Origin of the sequence: Clostridium algifaecis (genome assembly GCF_017874415.1) — a bacterium.
Taxonomy (GTDB): domain Bacteria; phylum Bacillota; class Clostridia; order Clostridiales; family Clostridiaceae; genus Clostridium_B; species Clostridium_B algifaecis.
The window spans coordinates 17,140-38,501 of sequence record NZ_JAGGLM010000010.1 but is presented as its reverse complement, the minus strand read 5'-3'; the positions used below and the strand labels follow the sequence as shown (position 1 = coordinate 38,501).

Annotated in this window: 22 protein-coding genes and 1 riboswitch; of the genes, 20 read left to right on the top strand and 2 right to left on the bottom strand. The window is 29.8% G+C overall.

Going from position 1 to position 21,362, the window contains the following annotated elements:
• The first annotated feature begins 75 nt into the window (after positions 1–75).
• The 12 genes from J2Z42_RS08615 (at position 76) to J2Z42_RS08560 (ending at position 9,263) form a co-directional block, all read left to right on the top strand.
• Positions 76–921: an energy-coupling factor transporter ATPase gene (locus J2Z42_RS08615; RefSeq protein ID WP_209702245.1), complete on the top strand. Its 846-nt coding sequence runs from the start codon at positions 76–78 to the stop codon at positions 919–921.
• On the top strand, positions 906–1,760 hold the full coding sequence (locus J2Z42_RS08610; RefSeq protein WP_209702244.1) for an energy-coupling factor transporter ATPase: 855 nt from the start codon (positions 906–908) through the stop codon (positions 1,758–1,760). Before J2Z42_RS08615 ends, J2Z42_RS08610 begins: the two co-directional genes overlap by 16 nt.
• 10 nt (positions 1,761–1,770) lie before the next feature.
• Positions 1,771–2,580, top strand: coding sequence for an energy-coupling factor transporter transmembrane component T family protein (locus tag J2Z42_RS08605; RefSeq protein ID WP_209702243.1), 810 nt, complete (start codon positions 1,771–1,773; stop codon positions 2,578–2,580).
• A complete protein-coding gene (truA, locus tag J2Z42_RS08600; protein WP_209702242.1) occupies positions 2,580–3,314 on the top strand; it encodes a tRNA pseudouridine(38-40) synthase TruA in 735 nt (244 codons plus the stop codon). The genes J2Z42_RS08605 and truA overlap by 1 nt, the downstream gene beginning before the upstream one ends.
• 152 nt (positions 3,315–3,466) lie before the next feature.
• Complete coding sequence (rplM, locus tag J2Z42_RS08595) at positions 3,467–3,901, top strand: 50S ribosomal protein L13 (protein ID WP_209702241.1); 435 nt, start codon at positions 3,467–3,469, stop codon at positions 3,899–3,901.
• A 25-nt stretch (positions 3,902–3,926) separates the two neighbouring features.
• Positions 3,927–4,319 carry a 30S ribosomal protein S9 gene (gene rpsI, locus J2Z42_RS08590; protein WP_209702240.1) on the top strand — a complete coding sequence of 131 codons (393 nt, stop codon included), beginning with the start codon at positions 3,927–3,929 and terminating at the stop codon, positions 4,317–4,319.
• Between the two features lie 182 nt (positions 4,320–4,501).
• The gene (cwlD, locus tag J2Z42_RS08585; protein WP_209702239.1) at positions 4,502–5,209 is read left to right on the top strand and encodes an N-acetylmuramoyl-L-alanine amidase CwlD; all 708 of its coding nucleotides are present in this window, start codon (positions 4,502–4,504) and stop codon (positions 5,207–5,209) included.
• A gap of 95 nt (positions 5,210–5,304) precedes the next feature.
• Complete coding sequence (locus tag J2Z42_RS08580; protein WP_209702304.1) at positions 5,305–6,282, top strand: GntR family transcriptional regulator; 978 nt, start codon at positions 5,305–5,307, stop codon at positions 6,280–6,282.
• Positions 6,283–6,326: 44 nt separating this feature from the next.
• On the top strand, positions 6,327–7,169 hold the full coding sequence (locus J2Z42_RS08575; RefSeq protein WP_209702238.1) for a fumarate hydratase: 843 nt from the start codon (positions 6,327–6,329) through the stop codon (positions 7,167–7,169).
• Between the two features lie 41 nt (positions 7,170–7,210).
• Positions 7,211–7,771 carry a Fe-S-containing hydro-lyase gene (locus J2Z42_RS08570; protein ID WP_209702237.1) on the top strand — a complete coding sequence of 187 codons (561 nt, stop codon included), beginning with the start codon at positions 7,211–7,213 and terminating at the stop codon, positions 7,769–7,771.
• A gap of 100 nt (positions 7,772–7,871) precedes the next feature.
• Positions 7,872–8,495, top strand: coding sequence for a citrate lyase holo-[acyl-carrier protein] synthase (gene citX, locus J2Z42_RS08565; protein ID WP_209702236.1), 624 nt, complete (start codon positions 7,872–7,874; stop codon positions 8,493–8,495).
• A gap of 27 nt (positions 8,496–8,522) precedes the next feature.
• Positions 8,523–9,263: a tetratricopeptide repeat protein gene (locus J2Z42_RS08560; protein WP_209702235.1), complete on the top strand. Its 741-nt coding sequence runs from the start codon at positions 8,523–8,525 to the stop codon at positions 9,261–9,263.
• 3 nt (positions 9,264–9,266) lie between these two features.
• Here J2Z42_RS08560 and J2Z42_RS08555 read toward each other — a convergent pair whose 3' ends face one another.
• Positions 9,267–11,279, bottom strand: a complete 2,013-nt coding sequence (locus tag J2Z42_RS08555) for a sigma 54-interacting transcriptional regulator (protein ID WP_209702234.1) — start codon at positions 11,277–11,279, stop codon at positions 9,267–9,269.
• Positions 11,280–11,664: 385 nt separating this feature from the next.
• On the opposite strand from J2Z42_RS08555, the gene ptsP reads away from it, so the two are divergent.
• The 5 genes from ptsP to J2Z42_RS08530 all read left to right on the top strand — a co-directional run bounded on the left by ptsP (position 11,665) and on the right by J2Z42_RS08530 (position 16,806).
• A complete protein-coding gene (gene ptsP / locus J2Z42_RS08550; protein WP_209702233.1) occupies positions 11,665–13,278 on the top strand; it encodes a phosphoenolpyruvate--protein phosphotransferase in 1,614 nt (537 codons plus the stop codon).
• 137 nt (positions 13,279–13,415) lie between these two features.
• A complete protein-coding gene (locus tag J2Z42_RS08545) occupies positions 13,416–14,174 on the top strand; it encodes a DUF4652 domain-containing protein (protein WP_209702232.1) in 759 nt (252 codons plus the stop codon).
• Between the two features lie 36 nt (positions 14,175–14,210).
• On the top strand, positions 14,211–15,437 hold the full coding sequence (locus tag J2Z42_RS08540; RefSeq protein ID WP_209702231.1) for a tetratricopeptide repeat protein: 1,227 nt from the start codon (positions 14,211–14,213) through the stop codon (positions 15,435–15,437).
• A gap of 90 nt (positions 15,438–15,527) precedes the next feature.
• The gene (gene trxA, locus J2Z42_RS08535; protein WP_209702230.1) at positions 15,528–15,845 is read left to right on the top strand and encodes a thioredoxin; all 318 of its coding nucleotides are present in this window, start codon (positions 15,528–15,530) and stop codon (positions 15,843–15,845) included.
• Positions 15,846–15,933: 88 nt separating this feature from the next.
• Positions 15,934–16,806: an NAD(P)/FAD-dependent oxidoreductase gene (locus J2Z42_RS08530; protein ID WP_209702229.1), complete on the top strand. Its 873-nt coding sequence runs from the start codon at positions 15,934–15,936 to the stop codon at positions 16,804–16,806.
• A 72-nt stretch (positions 16,807–16,878) separates the two neighbouring features.
• Here J2Z42_RS08530 and J2Z42_RS08525 read toward each other — a convergent pair whose 3' ends face one another.
• The gene (locus J2Z42_RS08525) at positions 16,879–17,403 is read right to left on the bottom strand and encodes a cell wall hydrolase (protein ID WP_209702228.1); all 525 of its coding nucleotides are present in this window, start codon (positions 17,401–17,403) and stop codon (positions 16,879–16,881) included.
• A gap of 2 nt (positions 17,404–17,405) precedes the next feature.
• Positions 17,406–17,538: riboswitch (cyclic di-AMP (ydaO/yuaA leader) on the bottom strand.
• A gap of 135 nt (positions 17,539–17,673) precedes the next feature.
• On the opposite strand from J2Z42_RS08525, the gene cdaA reads away from it, so the two are divergent.
• From cdaA to J2Z42_RS08510, 3 genes are read left to right on the top strand one after another with little or no spacing between them, the layout of a single operon-like run.
• Positions 17,674–18,528 carry a diadenylate cyclase CdaA gene (gene cdaA, locus J2Z42_RS08520; RefSeq protein WP_209702227.1) on the top strand — a complete coding sequence of 285 codons (855 nt, stop codon included), beginning with the start codon at positions 17,674–17,676 and terminating at the stop codon, positions 18,526–18,528.
• Positions 18,492–19,736, top strand: a complete 1,245-nt coding sequence (locus J2Z42_RS08515) for a CdaR family protein (protein WP_209702226.1) — start codon at positions 18,492–18,494, stop codon at positions 19,734–19,736. The genes cdaA and J2Z42_RS08515 overlap by 37 nt, the downstream gene beginning before the upstream one ends.
• Complete coding sequence (locus J2Z42_RS08510) at positions 19,726–21,327, top strand: NAD(P)/FAD-dependent oxidoreductase (protein WP_209702225.1); 1,602 nt, start codon at positions 19,726–19,728, stop codon at positions 21,325–21,327. The genes J2Z42_RS08515 and J2Z42_RS08510 overlap by 11 nt, the downstream gene beginning before the upstream one ends.
• Positions 21,328–21,362 lie beyond the last annotated feature (35 nt).

Here is a 21,362-nt window from a genome sequence, read left to right as displayed (position 1 = left end):
AATATACAAAATGTTAAATATTTCTACATATTTTTGATATAATTAATATATGCTTATCTATAATGAGGTGTTTATATGGAAGAAAAAATGATAGATTGTCAAAATGTAAGCTTTAAATATGACAGTAGTAGTGAAAATGACTCAAAATTAGCTGTAGATGATGTTACATTTCAAGTTAAAAAAGGAGAATTTTTAGCTATTTTAGGTAAAAATGGATCAGGAAAATCTACTATAGCTAAGCATATGAATGCACTTTTAGTTCCTACCAATGGAAAAATGTATGTGGAAAATTTAGATACATCAGATGAAAAAAATATATGGAATGTAAGAAACAAGGCAGGTATGGTGTTCCAGAATCCTGATAACCAAATTGTTGCAACGATTGTAGAGGAAGATGTTGCTTTTGGACCAGAAAATTTGGGAATTGATCCTAAAGAGATAAGAGAAAGAGTAGATGATTGTTTAAAAAAAGTAAATATGTATAAATACAGAAAGCATGCACCTCATTTACTTTCAGGAGGCCAAAAACAAAGAGTCGCTATAGCTGGAGTCCTTGCAATGAGACCGCATTGTATAATATTTGATGAATCCACTGCAATGTTAGATCCTTCAGGCAGACGTGAAGTAATGAATACCATAAAAGAAATAAATGATAGCTATAATATGACTGTAATTTTAATTACACATTATATGGAAGAAGCAGCAAAGTCAGATAGGATAATTGTTATAGATGAGGGGAAGATTGCTATGGAAGGTACCCCAAGAAATGTATTTAGTCAAGTAGAAAAAATGAAAAAATTGGGCTTGGATGTACCTCAAATAACCGAATTAGCTTATGAATTAAAAAAAAGTGGAGTTAATATAAAGTCAGATATATTAACTATAAATGAGATGGTGAATGAATTATGTCGATTAAAATAGAGAATTTAACGCATATATATATGAAAGGTTCTCCTTTTGAAAAAAAAGCATTAGATTGTGTAAACATTGAAATTAATGAAGGGGAATTTGTAGCACTTATAGGTCATACTGGTTCAGGAAAATCAACACTTATTCAGCATATTAACGGACTTTTAAAACCAGATTCGGGAAAAATAATAATAGATGGAACTGATATAACAGATAAAAATGCAGACTTAAATTTTATAAGAAAAAAAGTAGGACTTGTATTTCAATATCCAGAATATCAATTATTTGAGGAAACTATTGAAAAAGACATTGCTTTTGGTCCTAAAAATTTGGGACTAAGTGATGATGATATAGAAAAAAGAGTAAAAAGAGCTATGAATATGGTTGGACTTGAATATGATAAGTATAAAAATAAATCTCCGTTTGAAGTAAGTGGAGGTCAAAAGAGAAGAGTTGCTATAGCCGGTGTAGTTGCGATGGAACCTAAAGTTCTTATATTAGATGAACCTACAGCTGGACTTGATCCAAAAGGTAGAGATGAAATTCTAGGAAAAATAAAAGATTTGCATAAAGAATATAATATGACTATAATACTTGTATCACATAGCATGGAAGATGTTGCAAAACTCGCAGATAGAATACTTGTTATGGATGATGGAAAATGTATATTAGATGGAACACCTAAAGAAGTATTTTCTGAAGCTGATACTCTGGAAAGTGTGGGTCTTGCAGTACCACAGGTAACATATCTTGCAAAAGAGTTAAAGAAAAATGGTTTTAATATATCAGATAATATATTTACAGTAGAGCAGGCTAAAAATGAGATACTTAAAATATTAGATAAAGGATAGGAAGCTAATTATGATTAAGGATATTACAATAGGGCAGTATATCCCTGGAGACTCTTTTGTACATAAATTGGATCCACGAGTTAAAATATTAATATCTATAATTTATATTATAGATTTATTTATAGTAAACAGCTTTAAGGGATATATATTTATAGTCGCATTTACTTTTATTTCGATACTTATATCTAAAGTAAAATTTGGATACATTTATAAAGGATTAAAACCTATATTGATTCTGGCACTTATAACTGCTGCATTAAATATATTTATGACAAGCGGGGTAAATCCTCCATTATTTAAGTGGAAATTCATAACAGTTTATAGAGAAGGATTAATTTTAGCTGCATTTATGGTTTTAAGATTGATATTTTTAATAATTGGTACATCACTTTTAACACTTACTACATCGCCTATAGAACTTACAGACGGAATAGAAAAGTTATTAACACCTATGAAAAAAATAGGAGTTCCGGCCCATGAACTTGCGATGATGATGACTATAGCTTTAAGATTTATACCAACACTTATGGATGAAACAGATAAAATAATGAAAGCTCAAATGGCAAGAGGTGCAGACTTTGAATCTGGAAATTTGATAAATAGAGCCAAAAGTCTTATACCAATTTTGGTTCCTCTTTTTATAAGTTCTTTTAGACGTGCAGATGAACTTGCTATGGCTATGGAGGCAAGATGTTACAGAGGCGGAGATGGAAGAACTAGAATGAAGCAGCTTAAACTGACAAATAGGGATTTTGTTGCTTCAATATCTATTATAGTTTTAGTTGTAATATCAGTATTTAGTAGAATATGGTGGGCATAATGAAAAATATAAAGCTTACCATAGAATATGATGGAACAAATTATTCAGGTTGGCAGAGACAGAAAAATGCTATGACTATACAGGAAAAATTGGAAGAAGCTATACGCAAGGCGACAGGTAAATTATGTGAAACTATAGGTGCTAGTAGAACTGATGCTGGAGTTCATGCAAGAGGATTTGTATGTAATTTTTTTACAGATAGCAGTATACCTCCCGACAATTTCAAGATGGTATTGAATGGAATATTACCAGAGGATATAGTAGTGATTAAATCTGAACAAGTAGATGCTAATTTTCATTCAAGGTATAATAGTACAGGCAAAAAATATACTTATACGATTATAACGGGTGGAAATAGACCTGCTATTGGAAGAAATTATATGTATTATTTTTATAGGAAATTGAATTTTGAGAATATGAAAAAAGCTTGCAAATTTCTTATAGGTACACATGATTTTTCAGCATTTAAGTCAAATGGGAGTTCAGTAAAAACATCGGTAAGGACTGTAACTGAATTTACGGTAGTTAAAGAAGACAACTTTATAAAATTCAGTGTTGTAGGAAATGGTTTTTTATACAATATGGTAAGAATTATGGTAGGTACAATACTTCAAGTTGGATTAGAAAAATTTGAACCTGAGTATGTAAATGTAATTTTAAAATCAAAAGATAGATCAAAGGCTGGAAAGCCTGCTCCAGCCAGAGGATTATGCTTGGAAAAAGTTTTTTATTAATACAATGACTTAAATCTGTAAAATTATTGACACGCCAGGGTGATTGTATTATAATATAAATGTTTGTATCTAAGCATAAAAGATCCACTAGCCCCGGATCTTTATATAGAGAAACGTATTATAAACATAAAAGTTCAAGGAGGATAACCGTGATGAAATCATATATCGCTAAACCACAAGATATAAAAAGAAAATGGTATGTTGTTGATGCAGCTGGAAAGCCACTAGGAAGAGTAGCAAGCCAGGTAGCTTCAATATTAAGAGGTAAAAATAAGCCTATATTTACACCACATGTAGACACAGGAGATTTTGTTATTGTAATAAATGCAGAAAAGGTAGTTTTAACTGGTAAAAAATTAGATCAAAAATTGTTAAGACATCATTCATTATATGCAGGTGGATTAAAAGAAACTCCATATAGAGAAGCATTGGCAAAGAAACCGGAATTTGTATTTGGAGAAGCTGTTAGAAGAATGCTTCCAAAAGGAGTATTAGGAAGACAGATGTTTAAAAAGTTGAGAGTATACAAAGGTTCAGAGCATAATCATGAAGCTCAGAAACCAGAAGTATTAGAGTTAAGATATTAATTGGAAGTTGGAAGGAGGATAAAAAATGGCTAAAGTTCAATATTTTGGAACAGGAAGAAGAAAAAAATCAGTAGCTAGGGTTAGACTTGTACCTGGAGAAGGTAAAGTAACAATAAATAAAAGAGATATAGAAGAATATTTCGGATTAGAAACACTTAGGGTTATAGTTAATCAACCATTAGAGTTAACTTCAACAAAAGGTAAATTTGATGTTATTGTAAATGTATATGGTGGTGGATTTACAGGTCAGGCTGGAGCTATAAGACATGGTATATCAAGAGCACTTTTAAAAGCAGATGACAATTTAAGACCTGAACTTAAGAAAGCTGGATTCTTGACAAGAGATCCAAGAATGAAAGAAAGAAAGAAATATGGTCTTAAAAAAGCAAGAAGAGCTCCACAATTCTCAAAGAGATAGTTTGTTAATATCTTTTACATATGGGATTTGCTTAGTAAGTAATTATTATTTAGATATATTAGATATAGAGGTAGAAAGATTTATTTAAAAATCTTTCTACCTTTTGTATATTTTTATGAATCTATGACAAAATAATTTAGTAAAGTTTTTAGATTTTAAAAATAGGAAGTGATACTCCCATAATGAAAAAGGTTAATATAAGAGTAGTTTCAATTTTAATAATTTCAATAATGCTTACTGTACTGTTCCAAAATACAGTATATTCTGCTTCTAATTCGAATGATATCAATAGTAAAAACAAATTTATAATACTCATTGATCCAGGGCACGGAGGAATGGATGGTGGAGCAGAGACAAAAGATGGCATTTCAGAGAAAAATATAAATTTGAAAATAAGTAGCAAGCTTAGAGATGAATTAAAAAAAGATGGATATACAGTTTTAATGACTAGGGAATGTGACAAGGGGCTATATACAGAAGGTGGAAGAATAAGAAAGAAAAAGATAGAGGATTTAAGTAACAGAGTTAAAATGAAAGAAGATACTAAGTGCAATTTGTTTATAAGTATACATCTTAATATGTTTCCACAATCTAAATATTATGGAGCCCAGGTATGGTATTCAAAAAATAAAGAAAGCAAAAAACTTGCGAAAATCTTACAGGATAATTTGATAAATGATTTGGATACCAGTAATAAAAGACATGAAAAAGCAGCTTTTAATCTATATAAAATACTTAGAGAAAATGATGATATGCCTTCAGTTATAGTTGAATGTGGATTTTTATCAAATTATGATGAAAAAGAAAAATTGCAATCAGATGATTACCAATGTAAAATATCAAAATCTTTAGCAAAATCCATTAATGAATATTATAAACAGATAAAATAAATTAACCTCTCATATGTATTTCAGCATATATTGCATATATATTATTGATTGTGATACTATTAGTTTGCAGATTGATTAATACAGTAAATTTTGAGGTGGTTAAAATATATATTAAATTAGATAAGGAAAGTGGAGTTCCGCTTTATTTGCAAGTAAAAAAACATATAATGTATTTAATAAAAAATGATATTTTAAGAGTTGGAAATAAAATGCCTACAGAAAGGGAATTATCTGAAAGTTTAAAAGTAAGCAGAAATACCATAAGTTCGGCATATAATGACTTAGAGCAGGAGGGAGTCCTGAAGTCATACCAGGGAAGGGGAACTTTTGTAGCTGAGGACACAAATCCATGGAAGATACAAAATGTAAAAGAAAAAATAGTGAAATTTATAGACCTTGCTTTTGAAGAAGGTGTAGAAACTGGAATAAGCCCGGATGAATTTTTAGAAATTGTAAATAAGAGAATTAAAGAGAAAAGAAATATTATGAGTAAAATTACTGCAGTTTATGTGGAATGTAATATAGAGCAGTCTAAAATGTTCAGTGATCAACTTATAGAAAGTACGGATATAAATGTTATTCCTCTTACTATTGATGATTTAAAGAATGTGAATAGTAAAGTTGAAAATATTATAAAAAATTGCCAGGTCATAATATCAACTTTTAATCATGTTAACGAAGTGAATAATCTTACAAGCAAATTTAAAAAAGAAGTAATAGGAGTAGCAATTAATGTTGATTTAGAAACAATAGTTAAAATTGCAAAATATCCTGATAAAACTAAATTTGCTTTTGTGTGCATTTCAAATGAATTTATGTTTAAAGTGAGAGGAGCATTGGAGAGAGCAGGACTTGAAAACATAGACATTAAATATACAAATACAACAGATATTGTTGAACTGAAAAAGATTATAAATAGTTGCAGCGTTGTATTGGTATCGCCTGGTAGATACAAAGATGTAAAGGATAATATTAGTGACAGCAAGCCTATACTAAAATTTTTGTACAATTTAGATGAAAATTCAGTAAAGACTCTAAAATCGAAAATAATAGAACTAAAGTATCAGAATTAATATTTATTAATTTATAATTTGATGTAAAGGAGAATATACCTATAATGAGAGAAATAAACGTAAAATGTATAACTCAAGCAGTAAAAAAACTTTGTATAGAATCAAATTATTATCTTTCACAGGATGTTAAAGACAGAATAAAAACTTCAGAAGAACAAGAAAAATGGCCCATTGCTAAAGACATATTAAATAAAATATTGCAAAATATAGATATATCAAAAAATGGAGAAATGCCTATGTGCCAGGATACCGGAATGGCATGTGTATTTGTTGAAATTGGACAAGAAGTACATATTACAGGTGGAAGTATAGAAGATGCAATAAATGAAGGAGTTAGAGAAGGATATACAGAAGGTTATCTTAGAAAATCCATAGTTAAAGATCCGATTAGAAGGATAAATACAGAGGACAATACTCCTGCTATAATAAATTATGATATAGTTATGGGAGATAAATTAAAGATAACTGTTTCACCTAAGGGATTTGGATCGGAAAATATGAGTCAGATAAAAATGCTAAAACCAGCTGATGGTATAGAAGGAGTTAAAAAATTTATATTAAAAGCAGTAAAAGATGCAGGACCTAACCCATGTCCACCAATAGTTGTGGGTGTTGGTATAGGTGGAAATTTTGATAAAGTCGCAAATCTTGCAAAACGAGCGCTTATAAGACCTTTAAATAAAAGAAATGATGATAAATTTTATGCAGATCTAGAAAAGGAATTACTGCAAAAGATAAATTTAACAGGGATAGGGCCCCAAGGTTTTGGCGGTATGACTACTGCTTTAGCTGTAAATATAGAAACTTATCCAACTCATATAGCAGGATTACCTGTAGCGGTGAATATAAATTGTCATGTTACAAGACATAAGGAAATTGAACTTTAATATGGAAAGGAGTTGAATCTGCTTACATAGGCAGTGATTATATGGATAAAATAATAGAAACCCCACTTACAGAGGAAAAGGTAAAGAATTTAAATGCAGGAGATAATGTATTTATATCAGGTATAATATATACAGCAAGGGATGCTGCACATAAGAGGCTTATAGATTTACTTGACAAGGGTGAAAGTCTTCCTATGGAGATAAGAGATCAAATAATATATTATGTAGGCCCGACACCTGCAAAACCAGGGAATCCTATAGGCTCAGCAGGACCAACTACAAGTTATAGGATGGATAGTTTTACACCAAAATTATTAGACATTGGGTTAAAAGGAATGATTGGAAAGGGAATAAGATCTAATGAAGTTATAGAATCAATGAAAAAAAATAAGGCAGTATATTTTGGGGCTATAGGAGGAGCTGCTGCACTTATAGGAAAATCTATAATACATTCAGAAATCATAGCATATGAGGATCTTGGATCTGAAGCCATAAGAAAATTGGAAGTTAAGAATTTGCCGGTGGTTGTAGTTATTGATTCAAAAGGAAATAATCTATATGAATTGGGACAGAATAATTATTTGAAAGCTTCCAAATTATAATATTATAATTTTTAATTAATATTGGAAGAGGTAATTATCAAATTATGAAAGGAGGCTGGATAAAGAAAAGATTAACCTTGATAATCTTTTCTACTAAATTATGAATATCAATATTACTGATGATGGTACAGAAGAAAGTAATGAAAAAAAATTAATAAAGGATATTTATCTTAAATGCATATCTAAGGATGATAATGGTATAGAATTTATAAATTTTAAAAAATATACCATGAATGATTTACTTCAAGCTAAAGAACATAGGGTTCATAGACAAAATTGTCTTATAAGAGATTATTTTTCACCACTTGTTTCCATGAGAATAAATTATCCTGGAATACATAAAAATAATTATACAACTTTTAGAATAATGAAAGAATTGTGCCCTATGGTGATTAATGAATTTAAAAATAAAATTATGTATAAAAATCTGCAAATAACGGCAGAAGGACCAGTTTTAACTCTTGTTATAAATGAAAATATATATAACATAAAAAAGACTACAGTAAAGATAGAAGATGGAAGCATTATCGGAAGATGTGTTGACATAGATGTTTATGATACTAAAGGAAATGGCATTAGCAGGAAAGAACTTGGACTAAAAAGCAGAAAATGCTATATATGTGATGAAGATGCTAATATATGTTGTAGAGCTAAGAAACACAGCATAGAGGAAATAGAAAAAAATATTTCTGATAGATTGAAGAAATATCTAAAAGACAAATAAATAGGTTTTATATGGGAGATAACTTATATGGGTTTTAAAGGTGGATATCATGCATTTTTAGAAAAATTATATAAAAAATTTTCACTTAAAACTAAAATAATAATTTTTTGTATATTAAGTATTGTGGTAGCTATAATTGCTGTAAATAATGCAATAAGCAGTAGAAATAATGATAGTTTAAAGTATAGTTACAGCAAAAATAATAATGAGACTATAAAACAATATAATTCAAGCACAAAAAATGATGAATCAAATAATTCTAATTTACAAAATAGCAAGCAAAAAAAATTAGAGCTAGAGTACAAAGAAGCAGAAACTCTATTTAGAAAAAAACAGTATTCAAATTCTATAAACAAAGCTAATGAAATTATAAAGGAAGATGGGAGTTTTTATAAAGCCTATAATATAAAGGGAATAGCTCTTTGCTATAGTAATAATTATGAAGATGGTATGAGAAATATAGACAAATGTCTTGAATTGAAACCGGATTATGGATATGGAAGATTTAATAAGGCTTTAGCCTATGAACTTTATGGAAATTACGATGATGCAATTTCGTGGTATGATAAAGATTTGGAATTGGAACAGTATGTTTGGAGTTATTATGGAAAGGCAAGTATTTATGGAAGACGTGGAGATATTAAAAATACTATAAAAAATCTTAAAATAGCTTTAAATATATCTCCAGAAATTAAAAGTATAATAAGAGAAGAAAAGGATTTTGATCCGGTTAAAGATTCAAAAGAATTTCAAGATTTGATTAAGTAATATTTAGTTAATATGATTTATATCTATTCCATATTTTTTACACTTTAGAGATACTGTACGGTGAGTTAACCCTAAAACTTTGCCAGCTTTATTGTAACTTTTGTATTTTTTCATGGCTTTAATTATAATTTCTTTTTCATAATCTTCTATAGGGGCAAGTTCTCCATTTTTAAGATTTACAAGGCTTTCAGGTTCGGAACTTTCTCCTTTGACATAAAAAGGAAGATCATTAGATTTTATAATAGTTCCATCACACATATTTATTGCCCTTTCTATTACATTTTCTAATTCTCTTATATTGCCAGGCCAGTGATATTCTCTAAAATAATTTAAAGACTTTTTATCTATTTGGGTTACATCTTTATTTAACTTATTGCTTATTTTTTTTATAAAATGTTCTACAAGGAGATTTATATCTTCCTTTCTGCTTCTAAGCGGAGGGAGCATTATGCTGATTACATTTAATCTGTAGTATAAATCTTCTCTAAATTTATTTTTCTTTAACATTGATTCAAGATTTTTATTTGTAGCGGCAATTATTCTTACATCTACTTTGTGAGTTACAAGGCCGCCAACACTTTCAAATTCTTTTTCCTGAAGTACCCTCAAAAGTTTTACCTGCATATATACGGGCATATCACCTATTTCATCTAAAAATATAGTACCCTTATTTGCCAGATCGAATTTACCGGGCTTGCTTTTTACGGCACCGGTAAAAGCACCTTTCTCATACCCAAATAGTTCACTTTCAAATAGATTTTCAGGTATTGCAGCACAATTTATTCTTACAAAGGATTCATTTTTTCTGTCACTGTTGTTATGAATTGCTTTTGCAATAAGTTCTTTTCCAGTTCCGCTTTCACCTCTGATTAGTACAGTAGAAGTTGACTTAGAGGCTTTTTGTGCAATTATTAAACATTCCTTAAGAGAGCTGCTGCAGCCTATTATGGATTTGAATGCTTTGTCTATATTATTTTGTCTGTTCAGTTCTTCCTTATAGTAATTTAACTTTTCTTCTGAATTTTTCAACTTATTCAAAAGATCTTTTAATTCATCAGCAGTTTTTGATATAGATATTACTCCCTTGAATTTTCCATCGGCAAAAATAGGTGCTACAGTGGATACTATGGTTTTTTTGTCCTTGTGATATACTGTATCCTCGATTGCTTTTTTTGAATTAAATACTTTTATTCTGAGCCCATTTGGTGAAATGTCTATAAGATCTTTTCCAACTATATCAGAGCTTTTTATTTTATAATGTTTTTCATAAGCAGGGTTTATATAGCTTATAATTCTTCTATCATCTACAAAGCAGATTAACTCATGCGAAGCTTCCAAAATTTTTTTAAATCTTTCATTTAATTCCTTTATCCCTACAAGTTCTGATATGTCCTGAAATACACCAAGAGCACCTATTACCTTATTATTGGAGAAAATAGGAGACCTATTTGATATGACAAGATTATTATTTATATATTGAGTTTCTCCAACTTTTTTCTTCTTTAGCTTTAATACATTTTGTAAATCAGAAGTAGGAATGATATCTTTTATAAATCGTCCTATAACTTCAGTTAAATTCTTCTTAACTATTTTCAAACCATAATCGTTTATAGTTGTAATACGGGCATTTTGATCTATTACCACTATACCTACAGGTATATTTTTGACTATTTCTCCATAAGCTATGGTATTTTGCTCTATTATATCATCTATTTTTGATATGGTTGGATTATTTTGTGAGAGATCATTAGTTATAAAGCTGCACAATTCCAAGACAGCCATTTTTCCGTTCTCACTGTCTTCTATACATGATACTTCAATTATTTCATTTTCTTGTATTTTAAGAGATACTAGTGCCAGCATACTTATTGCAAGGGGTTCTTTAGCAGATATTTTTTTTATGTAAAGGTTTATTCCATATTTATTTTTGAGACTGACCGCTTTGTGTACTATTATAGCGGCAATTCTTGTATGAATTCCATTTGGGATCGGAACTCCAATTATATTTTTATACATAATATACTCCTTTACTGATAAAATTTATCAAATATCATATTATGCTTGATATTTTTTATCAATTACAATATTATACTAAGAATGCTGCAAAGTCCATCATTTTAAAATGATATTTTAAAATTTAGTTGTATAGTTGTGATAAATACTGATATTTTTTATCAACCTTTAAATATTACAGTTTCAATTAAAAAAGATTTATGAAATTATTCCTTAAAATAAATACTGATATTTAGGAGCATAATAAAATGATATAACAAAAAAATTATATAATCGGTTAATATGGCATTAAACTTGCTATTATATAACAGTATACAATAAAAATTAATATATATAATATATATTTAAAGGTTTTAGAGCTCAGGAAAATTTAAGGAGGAGAAAATAAGTGAAAAAAGGTATTGCAGCTTCAAAAGGTTATTCAATAGGTAAGGTATTATTAAAAAAGGATAAAAAGATAAAAATAGAAGAAGTAAAAATAGATAATGTAGAAAAGGAAAAAGTTAGATTTAAAGAAGCTCTTAAAAATTCAGAAGAGCAGCTACAAAAAATAAAGGAAAAAGCAGAAAGGGAAATTGGGGCAGATAAGGCAGCAGTATTTGAGAGCCATATCATGCTTTTAGGTGATCCCGAATTTGCAGGTGCAGTTGAAAACGAAATTGAAAATAATAAAATAAATGCAGAAAAGGCACTTTCGGATGTAGTAAAAATATACATGGCAACTTTTGCAGCTATGGAAGATGAATATTTAAGAGAAAGAGGAGCAGATATAAAGGATGTAGGACATAGAATACTTGCAAACTTGACAGGCAATATATCAGATCTTTCAAATATGGAAAACAATACGGTAATTGTGGCTCATGATTTGACTCCATCTGATACTGCACAGCTTGATAAGAACAAGGTCATAGCTTTCCTTACAGATATAGGAGGTAGGACTTCACATAGTGCTATTATGTCAAGAACTTTGGAAATACCGGCAGTTGTTGGCATGAAGGATATAACATCATCAGTTAAAAATGGAGATACAATAATTGTGGATGGAGTTGAAGGAACAGCTATAATAAACCCCGATGAAAATACCATCAGAGAATACGAGAAAAAGAAAGAAGAATATGAAAAGGAAAGAGAAGAGCTCAAAAAATTAATAAATGTTGAAACTGTTACCAAGGATGGAAAGCGTGTTCTCGTCGCAGGAAATATAGGAAAGCCAGAAGATGTAAAACAGGTACTTGCAAATGGCGGCGATGCCATAGGATTATTTAGAACTGAATTTTTATATATGGATAGAGATGACATGCCAGGAGAGGATGAACAATTTGAAGCATATAAATATGTACTGGAGAAAATGGAAGACAAACCGGTAGTTATAAGAACACTGGATATAGGAGGAGACAAGAAACTTTCATATTTGCCACTTCCAGAGGAAATGAATCCATTCTTGGGATATAGAGCTATAAGACTCTGTCTTGACAGGCCTGATATATTCAAGGTTCAGATTAGAGCACTTTTAAGAGCTTCAGTTTATGGAAATCTTAAAATTATGTTTCCTATGATATCTTCCCTGGAAGAAATTTTGCAGGCTAAGGATGTAATAAAGGAATGCAGAAAAGAACTTAAAAAGGAAGGAAAAAAGTATAAAGATGATATAGAGATAGGAATAATGGTAGAAATACCGGCAGCTGCTGTAAATTCAGAGGAGCTTGCAAAGTATGTAGATTTCTTTAGTATAGGTACTAACGATTTAATCCAATATACACTTGCTGCAGACAGGATGAATGAAAAAGTATCATATTTATATAATCCACTGCATCCAGCAGTACTTAAACTCATAAAATTAACCATAGAATCTGCACATAAGGAAGGCAAATGGTGTGGAATGTGTGGAGAAATGGCAGGAGATGAAAGAGCTATCTCTATATTGGTGGAATACGGATTGGATGAATTCTCAATGAGTGCATCATCTATGCTGAAAGCTAAACAACTTATAATGGAAAAATAAAACGATATTATTCAAAAAGGTTTCAAATTAGCTATAATTAGCCATAATTTGAAACCTTTTTTATATACCATTGAAAAAGTTTAGATTTACTGATAATCTATAAATACAATATATAACTTTAATGAGGAGGGAATTCCATGAAGAATTTTAAAATAAGAAAATTTATACTTATAATCTCATCTATTATTATTTTAGTATTATCATTAACATCGTGCACAAAAAAATCAGATTCTCAAACTGACAATAAAAATAATTCTGAGAACTCTCAAAAACTGGAACAGAAAACTAATAGCAGTAATTCACAAGCTAAAGGTGATTTGCAGGAAGATAAAGTAAAATCAAATGATACTTATAAAAATTCAGGTGGAATTGAATTCACTAAGGAAGAACTAGAAAGTACTGCAAAAATAGATTTTAATACTCCATGGAAAAGCTCAGAGGATGGTACTTATAGTGCATCAATAGAGGGAAAAGGTGAAGATGCTTTAGAAGAAGGACAAGGAAAGATAATAGTAAAAGGTAAAAATAAAATAATTTGCTTTCAAATCAAAAATAATCCTAAAAAGTCACCAAGGTTTGTTGAATGGGCTGACAATGAAAATTTATTAGTTATTATCGGATCGTCTTCAGGTACAGTTTCAAAAGGCGGAAATTTATATATGTTAAATATAAATACAGAAAAAGTATATTTGGTTTTGAAAACACCAAGTGATAAACAGCAAATAATGTCTGTACAGAAAAATGATGATAAATTGAATTTAAAGATAAATGTATATGATGATGATGTGTATAATAAATCCCACGTAGAGGAATGGACATTAGAATCATTTAATACAAATCTAAACAAAAAAATGCAAGTTAAAGATTCAAATGGGAAAATAATTTTAGAAATTTAATATATAATATTGGTTAAACTATTAAGGAGCTACATTATGGACAAATCTCAAAAAATATATTTTAAGGCTTTGAAGAAATATAACAATGGTTATATAGATAAAGCTATGGAGCTGTGTGAAGAAAGCATATCCATAAATATAAAAAATAGGTCATCAATTAATTTAAAAGGACTTATTATGTATTTAAAAGGAGAACTTGATACAGCTCAAAAGTTATGGAAGATGAATTATGAAGTAAATAAGGATAAAGTTTCAAAAAAATATCTTGAAAGCTCTAAAGATGATGTAAACAGATTGAATTTTTATAAAAAATCTTTGGTCTTGATTAAAAAGTTGGAAATAAATGAAGCTATTGATCTACTTGAAAATTGCAGCAAAAGTTCTTTTAACACAATTAATGTAAATAATTATCTAGCTGTATGTTATATAAAGAAAGGTCAGTATACTGAAGCACTTGATATGTTGGATAATGTATTTAAAATTGATGTTAAAAATAAGATGGCAGCAGATACGAAAAAAAATATGGAAGATATAAATGTAATTAAAAAAAAGTTTAATATGAAAAAAGTAATTTCTATAGTTTTAGTGTGTATTATAGTGATTGCTGCCTTATCTGGAATTTATCTAATAAAAAATAAAAAAATCGCTTATTTTAAATCTAACAAAGTAAGCAAGGCAATTAAGACAAACAATGGGACTAATAGTAAATTACAAAAAAGTAGTAAACAACCTGTAAAGATTAAAAATAATGCTTTCCCATATAATAATATAAAAAGTTATATTGAAAATAAAAATTATGATGAAATTTATAATGCAGTTGAAAAATTTAAGAACAGTAAATTATCTGCTAATGATAAGATACTTCTGTCGAGTGCCAATGATATTTTGGTCTCAGATGGGGTTGAGTATTTTTATGAAAAAGGTTGTGCATATATAAAAAATGGAGATTATACCAATGCAAAAAAATACTTAAAAAAAGCTGTTGATTATGGAAAAGATACAAACACATATCCAGATATAATCTATATGATGGGATACAGTTTAGATTCATCGGGAGATGTTGAAAATGCTATAAAGTATTACAGCGAATATGATGGAAAATATTCAGATGGAGATTATGAGAGTACTGTATTATACAGACTTGTAATTATATATAATAAATTGGATAAAAATAAGGCGAAGAATTATGCTGAAAAATTATCGGATAATTATCCATCATCTATATATAATAATTCTATAGTAAAAGCTATTACAGACAATTAAAAAATATATAAATATATTGACTAACTTTAAAATAGAGTATAAAATATAATTAATAAACATACCCATATAGGGTATAAGGAGGGCAAAAAAATGATAGAAGAAATAAAGGATGAAAATTTTTCAACATCAATCAATCAGGCATCTACACCAGTAGTTGTAGATTTTTGGGCTTCTTGGTGTGGACCATGTAAAATGCTTTCTCCTATAATGGATGAAGTTTCAGGAGAATTAGGAGAAAAGGTTAAATTTTTCAAATTAAATGTAGATGAAAATCCTAATATAGCATCTGAATTTAAAATATCAAGTATTCCAACTGTAATAGTTTTTAAAGATGGAAATGTTGTGGATAAATTTGTAGGTTTCAAACCAAAACAGGCAGTAAAAGAAGTGTTGGAGAAGCATATATAAATACGATGTGAAGAAATAATAATCAAATGACAAATTAACATTCCTGTGTTAATTTGTCATTTTACTATATAAAATGAGGTGTGATTAAATGGAAAATACTAGGTATGATATAGCTATAATAGGCAGCGGACCTGCTGGACTTTCTGCTGCTATTAATGCTAAAGTAAGGAATAAAAACATAATTGTATTTGGAATACAAGAGCTTAGCAATAAGATAATTAAGGCACCTAAAATAAATAATTATCTTGGATTTTATGATATTACAGGTATCGAACTGAGAGATAGGTTTAAAGAGCATATAGAAAATTTGGGCATATCCATAACGTTTGAAAGAATAAATGAAGTATATGCTATGGGTGATTATTTTGCATTAGATGTAAATGGAAAAATGTATGAATCGAAAACTATAATACTTGCGACTGGAATTGAATATACTAAACCATTAAAAGGAGAAGAGAAATTTTTAGGAAAAGGAGTAGGATATTGTGCTACCTGTGATGCACCGCTTTATAAAGGAAAGACAGTAACCATTATAGGGTACAATAAAGAAGCTGAAGATGATGCAAATTATGTAAGTGAACTGGCTAAGACAACTTATTATGTGCCTATGTATAAAAAGGAACTAGCTTTAAATGAAAATATAAAAATTTTAAATGATAGGGTTGTAGAAATACAGGGGACAGACAAAGTTGATAAAGTAGTATTTGAAAATAATGAAATTGCAACAGATGGAGTATTTGTTTTAAAGGATAGTGTTTCGCCAACTCAATTAGTACCAGGGCTTGAGATGGAAAACAATCATATAAAAGTCAATCTAGATATGAAGACCAATATAAAAGGATGTTTTGCGGCAGGAGATTGTACGGGAAAGCCATATCAGTATATTAAATCTGCAGGACAAGGCCAGGTGGCAGCGTTAAATGCAGTTACTTATCTTGATTCAATGGTCAAATTGTCATAAAAAATAGGACTTGGTGATAAAATCAACTGATTCTGCACCAGGTCCTATTTTTAAATTATTAATGATTGTATGTTATTCCGCCATAAAAAAGACATGATTTCCTATAGATTTAACATTTGTTTTATTTATATCTTTCATCCATATCGAAGTGGCAATTTTAGGATTATAGAAAAATATAGCCTTGCCTGTAGGGTCGACCCCCTTTAATGCCTGTGATACTGCCTTATAATTGTTTTCATTTGGTGTTACATTTATTTCACCATTTCTTACACATGAAAAAGCACCTTTTTGTTTTACTACATTTTCTATGGTTTTTGGAAACTCAGGGTATTTCAATCTATTTAATATGACAGATGCTACAGCTACCTGTCCCTCGAAAGGTTCAGAGTTACTTTCTGCATACACTACTTTTGCCATAAGATCTACATCTTTTTGTGTTACATATAGTTTTTGATTTGAATAGTTAAATACCTGCACTATTTCTTCATTATTATTAAAAAGGGTGGTATCTTTGTTTAGCATATTAGCTGCAGATACCGTGTCAAGTGGGCTGAAAACTAATAATAATAAACTAACGAAACAAAAAATTTTTTTCAATTAAATCCTCTCCTTATTACCTGCGGGGTTAGCTGGCGGGTTCGGTAAAGGCATAACCTACGTGAAATACGATTCACCCCTAAATTTTTTTTGGTTTCCCCGTGTTTTTTTATTAAACTTAGGCTAGTCATATTGTTTCCGTTTTATTAAAAAAAATACTAATTTTAAAGTATTTTATTAAAATTTTATAAAATACTTTTTGCCTATCATATAAACAATATTAAATAGTGTATAATTATAAATATATATTTTATAAGGATGGTGAAATGAATGGAACTGCTGCAAATGCTTATTAATTCGATAAGATATATGAGCATATCATCTGTAATGGATATACTTGTAGTATCTTATATTTTATATAAAGGCTATATGCTCATGAAAGAGACCAGAGCAGAACAGCTTTTAAAAGGAATTATTCTTTTAATATTTTTAATACCAATAAGTAGTTTTTTTAATTTGACCATGCTGAACTGGATACTTACAAAAACTTTAACTATAGGAGTTCTTTCAATTATTATTATATTTCAGCCAGAAATAAGAAGTGCGCTTGAGCATTTGGGAAGAACTGCCTTTGTAGACAGACACATATTAGAAGATGAGAAAGTTATGAAAAAAGTTATAACTGAGATTGTAAATTCAGTAGAAAACCTATCTAAAAGCAAGACAGGAGCATTGATTGTAATTGAACAAGTTACAGGGCTTGGAGATATAATAAAAACCGGTACTAGATTGGACGCTATAGTATCTTCTGCACTTTTGGAAAATATATTTGTTGTGAATACGCCACTTCATGATGGAGCTACTGTAATAAGAAATGATAGAATAGTGTCGGCAGGCTGTTTTCTGCCGCTTACGCATAACAATGATATAAATAAAAAATTGGGAACAAGGCATAGAGCTGCGATTGGAATATCGGAAAAATCAGATGCACTTACGGTAATTGTATCTGAAGAAACAGGGACTATTTCACTTGCTGTACATGGAAGGATTACGAGGGATTACACCAAGGAAAGACTTGAGAATATGCTTATACGTATAATGAAAAAGAGATCGGAGAAAAAGGTTACTCTTAAGGAGAAGGTGAATAAATGGAAAGAAAAATTTCACAAAACCAAATCCTCATAAAAATTTGCTGTGTTATTGCTTCATTTATACTGTGGCTTTATGTATTTAATGTAGAGAATCCGGTTAGACAGCGAAAAATTGTTGTGCCTGTAAATATAGTGAATAAAGAAGCACTTTCCCAATCAAAGCTTGTTGAGATAGATGACAAAAATCTAGAGATACCAATTGAGATAAAAGGCAATGCGTCTGATATTTTTTCTATAAAAGCCGAAGACTTTAAGCTTGAATGTGATTTAGGATCTTATGTTATGAAAAAAGGTGAAAATAAAGTTCCCGTAGAGATTAAAAAAAGTCCTGGAAATGTAACTATAGTAAACAATGAAAATCTGTGGCTTAGTATAAAACTGGATACTCTTGCAAAAAAAAATCTACCTATAAAAGTTTTAATAGATGGTCAAACTAAGAATGGACTTCGTGCAGTTAATTCTGTTTTAAAAACAAAAAATGCTGATATATATGGGGCAGCAAGCTCGGTATATAGTGTAAACAGGATAATTGCAAGTTATAACATAAGAAATATTTCAAGGGATACAAGCGTTAGTGTTGCCCTTCAAGCAGAAGATTCATACGGAAATATAGTTAAAGATGTATATATAAAACCACAATATGTTGAAGTAAATATTTCTTTAAAGAATGTAAAAAGTGTACCTGTAAATATTAAAACTACAGGGAACATTCAAGGAGGGGCAGCTATTAAATCAATATTTGCATCTCCCGGTAAAATTGATATAGCAGGAGATTATAGAATTATTTCCAATATAAACAGTCTGGATACTGAGCCAGTAGATTTGAGCAAAATTTCAAGCAGCGGTGGTATTAATGCAAAGTTAATTGTTCCTGATAAAGTGTATTTGTTAAATAACAGTGGATATGTAACTTTAAATATAAATTTAATTAATGATGACAACAAAATTTCTCAAAGGACTATTAATTCTAAGATACAGACAAAAAATTTAGATGGTAATTACACGGCTGAAGTTGAAAACAGTTCTATATCTATCATAGTTTCAGGAAAAAGTAATATTATAAATAATTTAAATGAAAATGATGTACAATGTTTTGTGGACTTGAGTTCTATATCACAGGGAGAAAATAATGTTTCTGTAAATGTAAATCTTCCTGATGGAGTATCTCTTGTATCTAAAAATCCACAAAATGTGAAGGTTAAAATTAATAAAAAAACATCGGAGGTTTCAAATGTCAATTAGAATAAACAATTTATCATTGAGTATAGATGAAGATATGAATAAATTGAAGATGAAAGCAGCTAAAAAGTTAAGAATAAGTGAGAAGAACATAAAAAAATTTAAAATACTAAGAGAATCAATTGATGCCAGAAGAAAAAATAAAATAAAATTTAATTATATTGTAGAGATTGATCTGGATAATGAAAAAAAATTATTATCAAAAGTTCGAGATAAAGATGTTATCTTCGAAGAAGCAATTACAGGTGACAACAATGTAGCATCAGGTACAAAGAGCATGAAAGCAAGACCTGTTATAGTCGGCATGGGACCGGCAGGAATGTTTGCAGGTCTTATGCTTTCAAAATTTGGATATAGACCTATCATAATAGAAAGAGGAGAAAAGGTAGAGGATAGGACAAAAACTGTAGAAGAATTTCAAAAGACAGGCAAATTGAACGTAGAATCAAATGTACAATTTGGAGAAGGTGGTGCAGGTACTTTTTCAGATGGAAAATTAAATACCAGAATAAAAGATAAAAGATGCAGTTTTGTACTTGAAACTTTTGCAGAATGTGGGGCACCAGAAGATATATTGTATAGTGGAAAACCTCATGTTGGAACTGATATATTAAAAAAGGTTGTAAAAAATATACGTAATAAAATAACAAAACAGGGCGGAGAAATATTATTTGACACAAAACTCAAGGATATAACAGTCAAAGATAAAAAATTAAAGTCTATAAATATAGGGGATAACAGTATTCCATGCGAGAATTTGATAGTTGCTATAGGACACAGTTCAAGAGATACATATGAAATGCTTTTAAAAAGGAATGTATTTATGGAGCAAAAGCCTTTTGCTATAGGTGTCAGAGTTGAACATCTGCAGCACATGATAGATGTAAATCAATATGGAAGGTATGCCGGACATCCAAGACTGAAAGCAGCGGATTACAGGCTTACTTCAAGGAGCAAAGATGGGAGAGGAGTATACAGCTTTTGCATGTGCCCTGGTGGAGAAGTGGTTGCGGCTTCGTCAGAGGATGGCAGGCTTGTTACAAATGGCATGAGTAATTACAAAAGAAATGCTAAAAATGCCAATTCAGCAGTGGTTGTAACTGTGGGAACAGATGACTTTAAAGATAATTCTCCATTGAGCGGTATAGAATTCCAAAGGCATTATGAAGAACTGGCATATAAGCTTGGAGGTGGAGATTATATAGCTCCAGTGCAATTAATAAGAGATTTTTTGAAGGATACTGTATCAACTGAATTTGGAAGTGTAGAGCCAAGCTACAGACCAGGATATGAATTCAGAGATTTAAGAAAATGTCTTCCAGAGGCTGTTGTGAATGGGTTAAAAGATGGATTTATAAATTTTGAGGGCAAGATAAAGAACTTTTCTTATGGAGATGGAGTTATAACGGGAATTGAAACTAGGACTTCAGCACCTGTAAGAATAGCCAGAAATGAAAATTTAGAAAGTATATCTGTAAGCGGATTATATCCATGTGGAGAAGGTGCTGGTTTTGCAGGCGGGATAATATCTGCTGCAGTGGATGGAATAAAAACAGCGGAGAAAATAATGTCCATATATAAACCATTTGAATAAATAACATTGTAGAAATGTTTTCAATATAATATAAT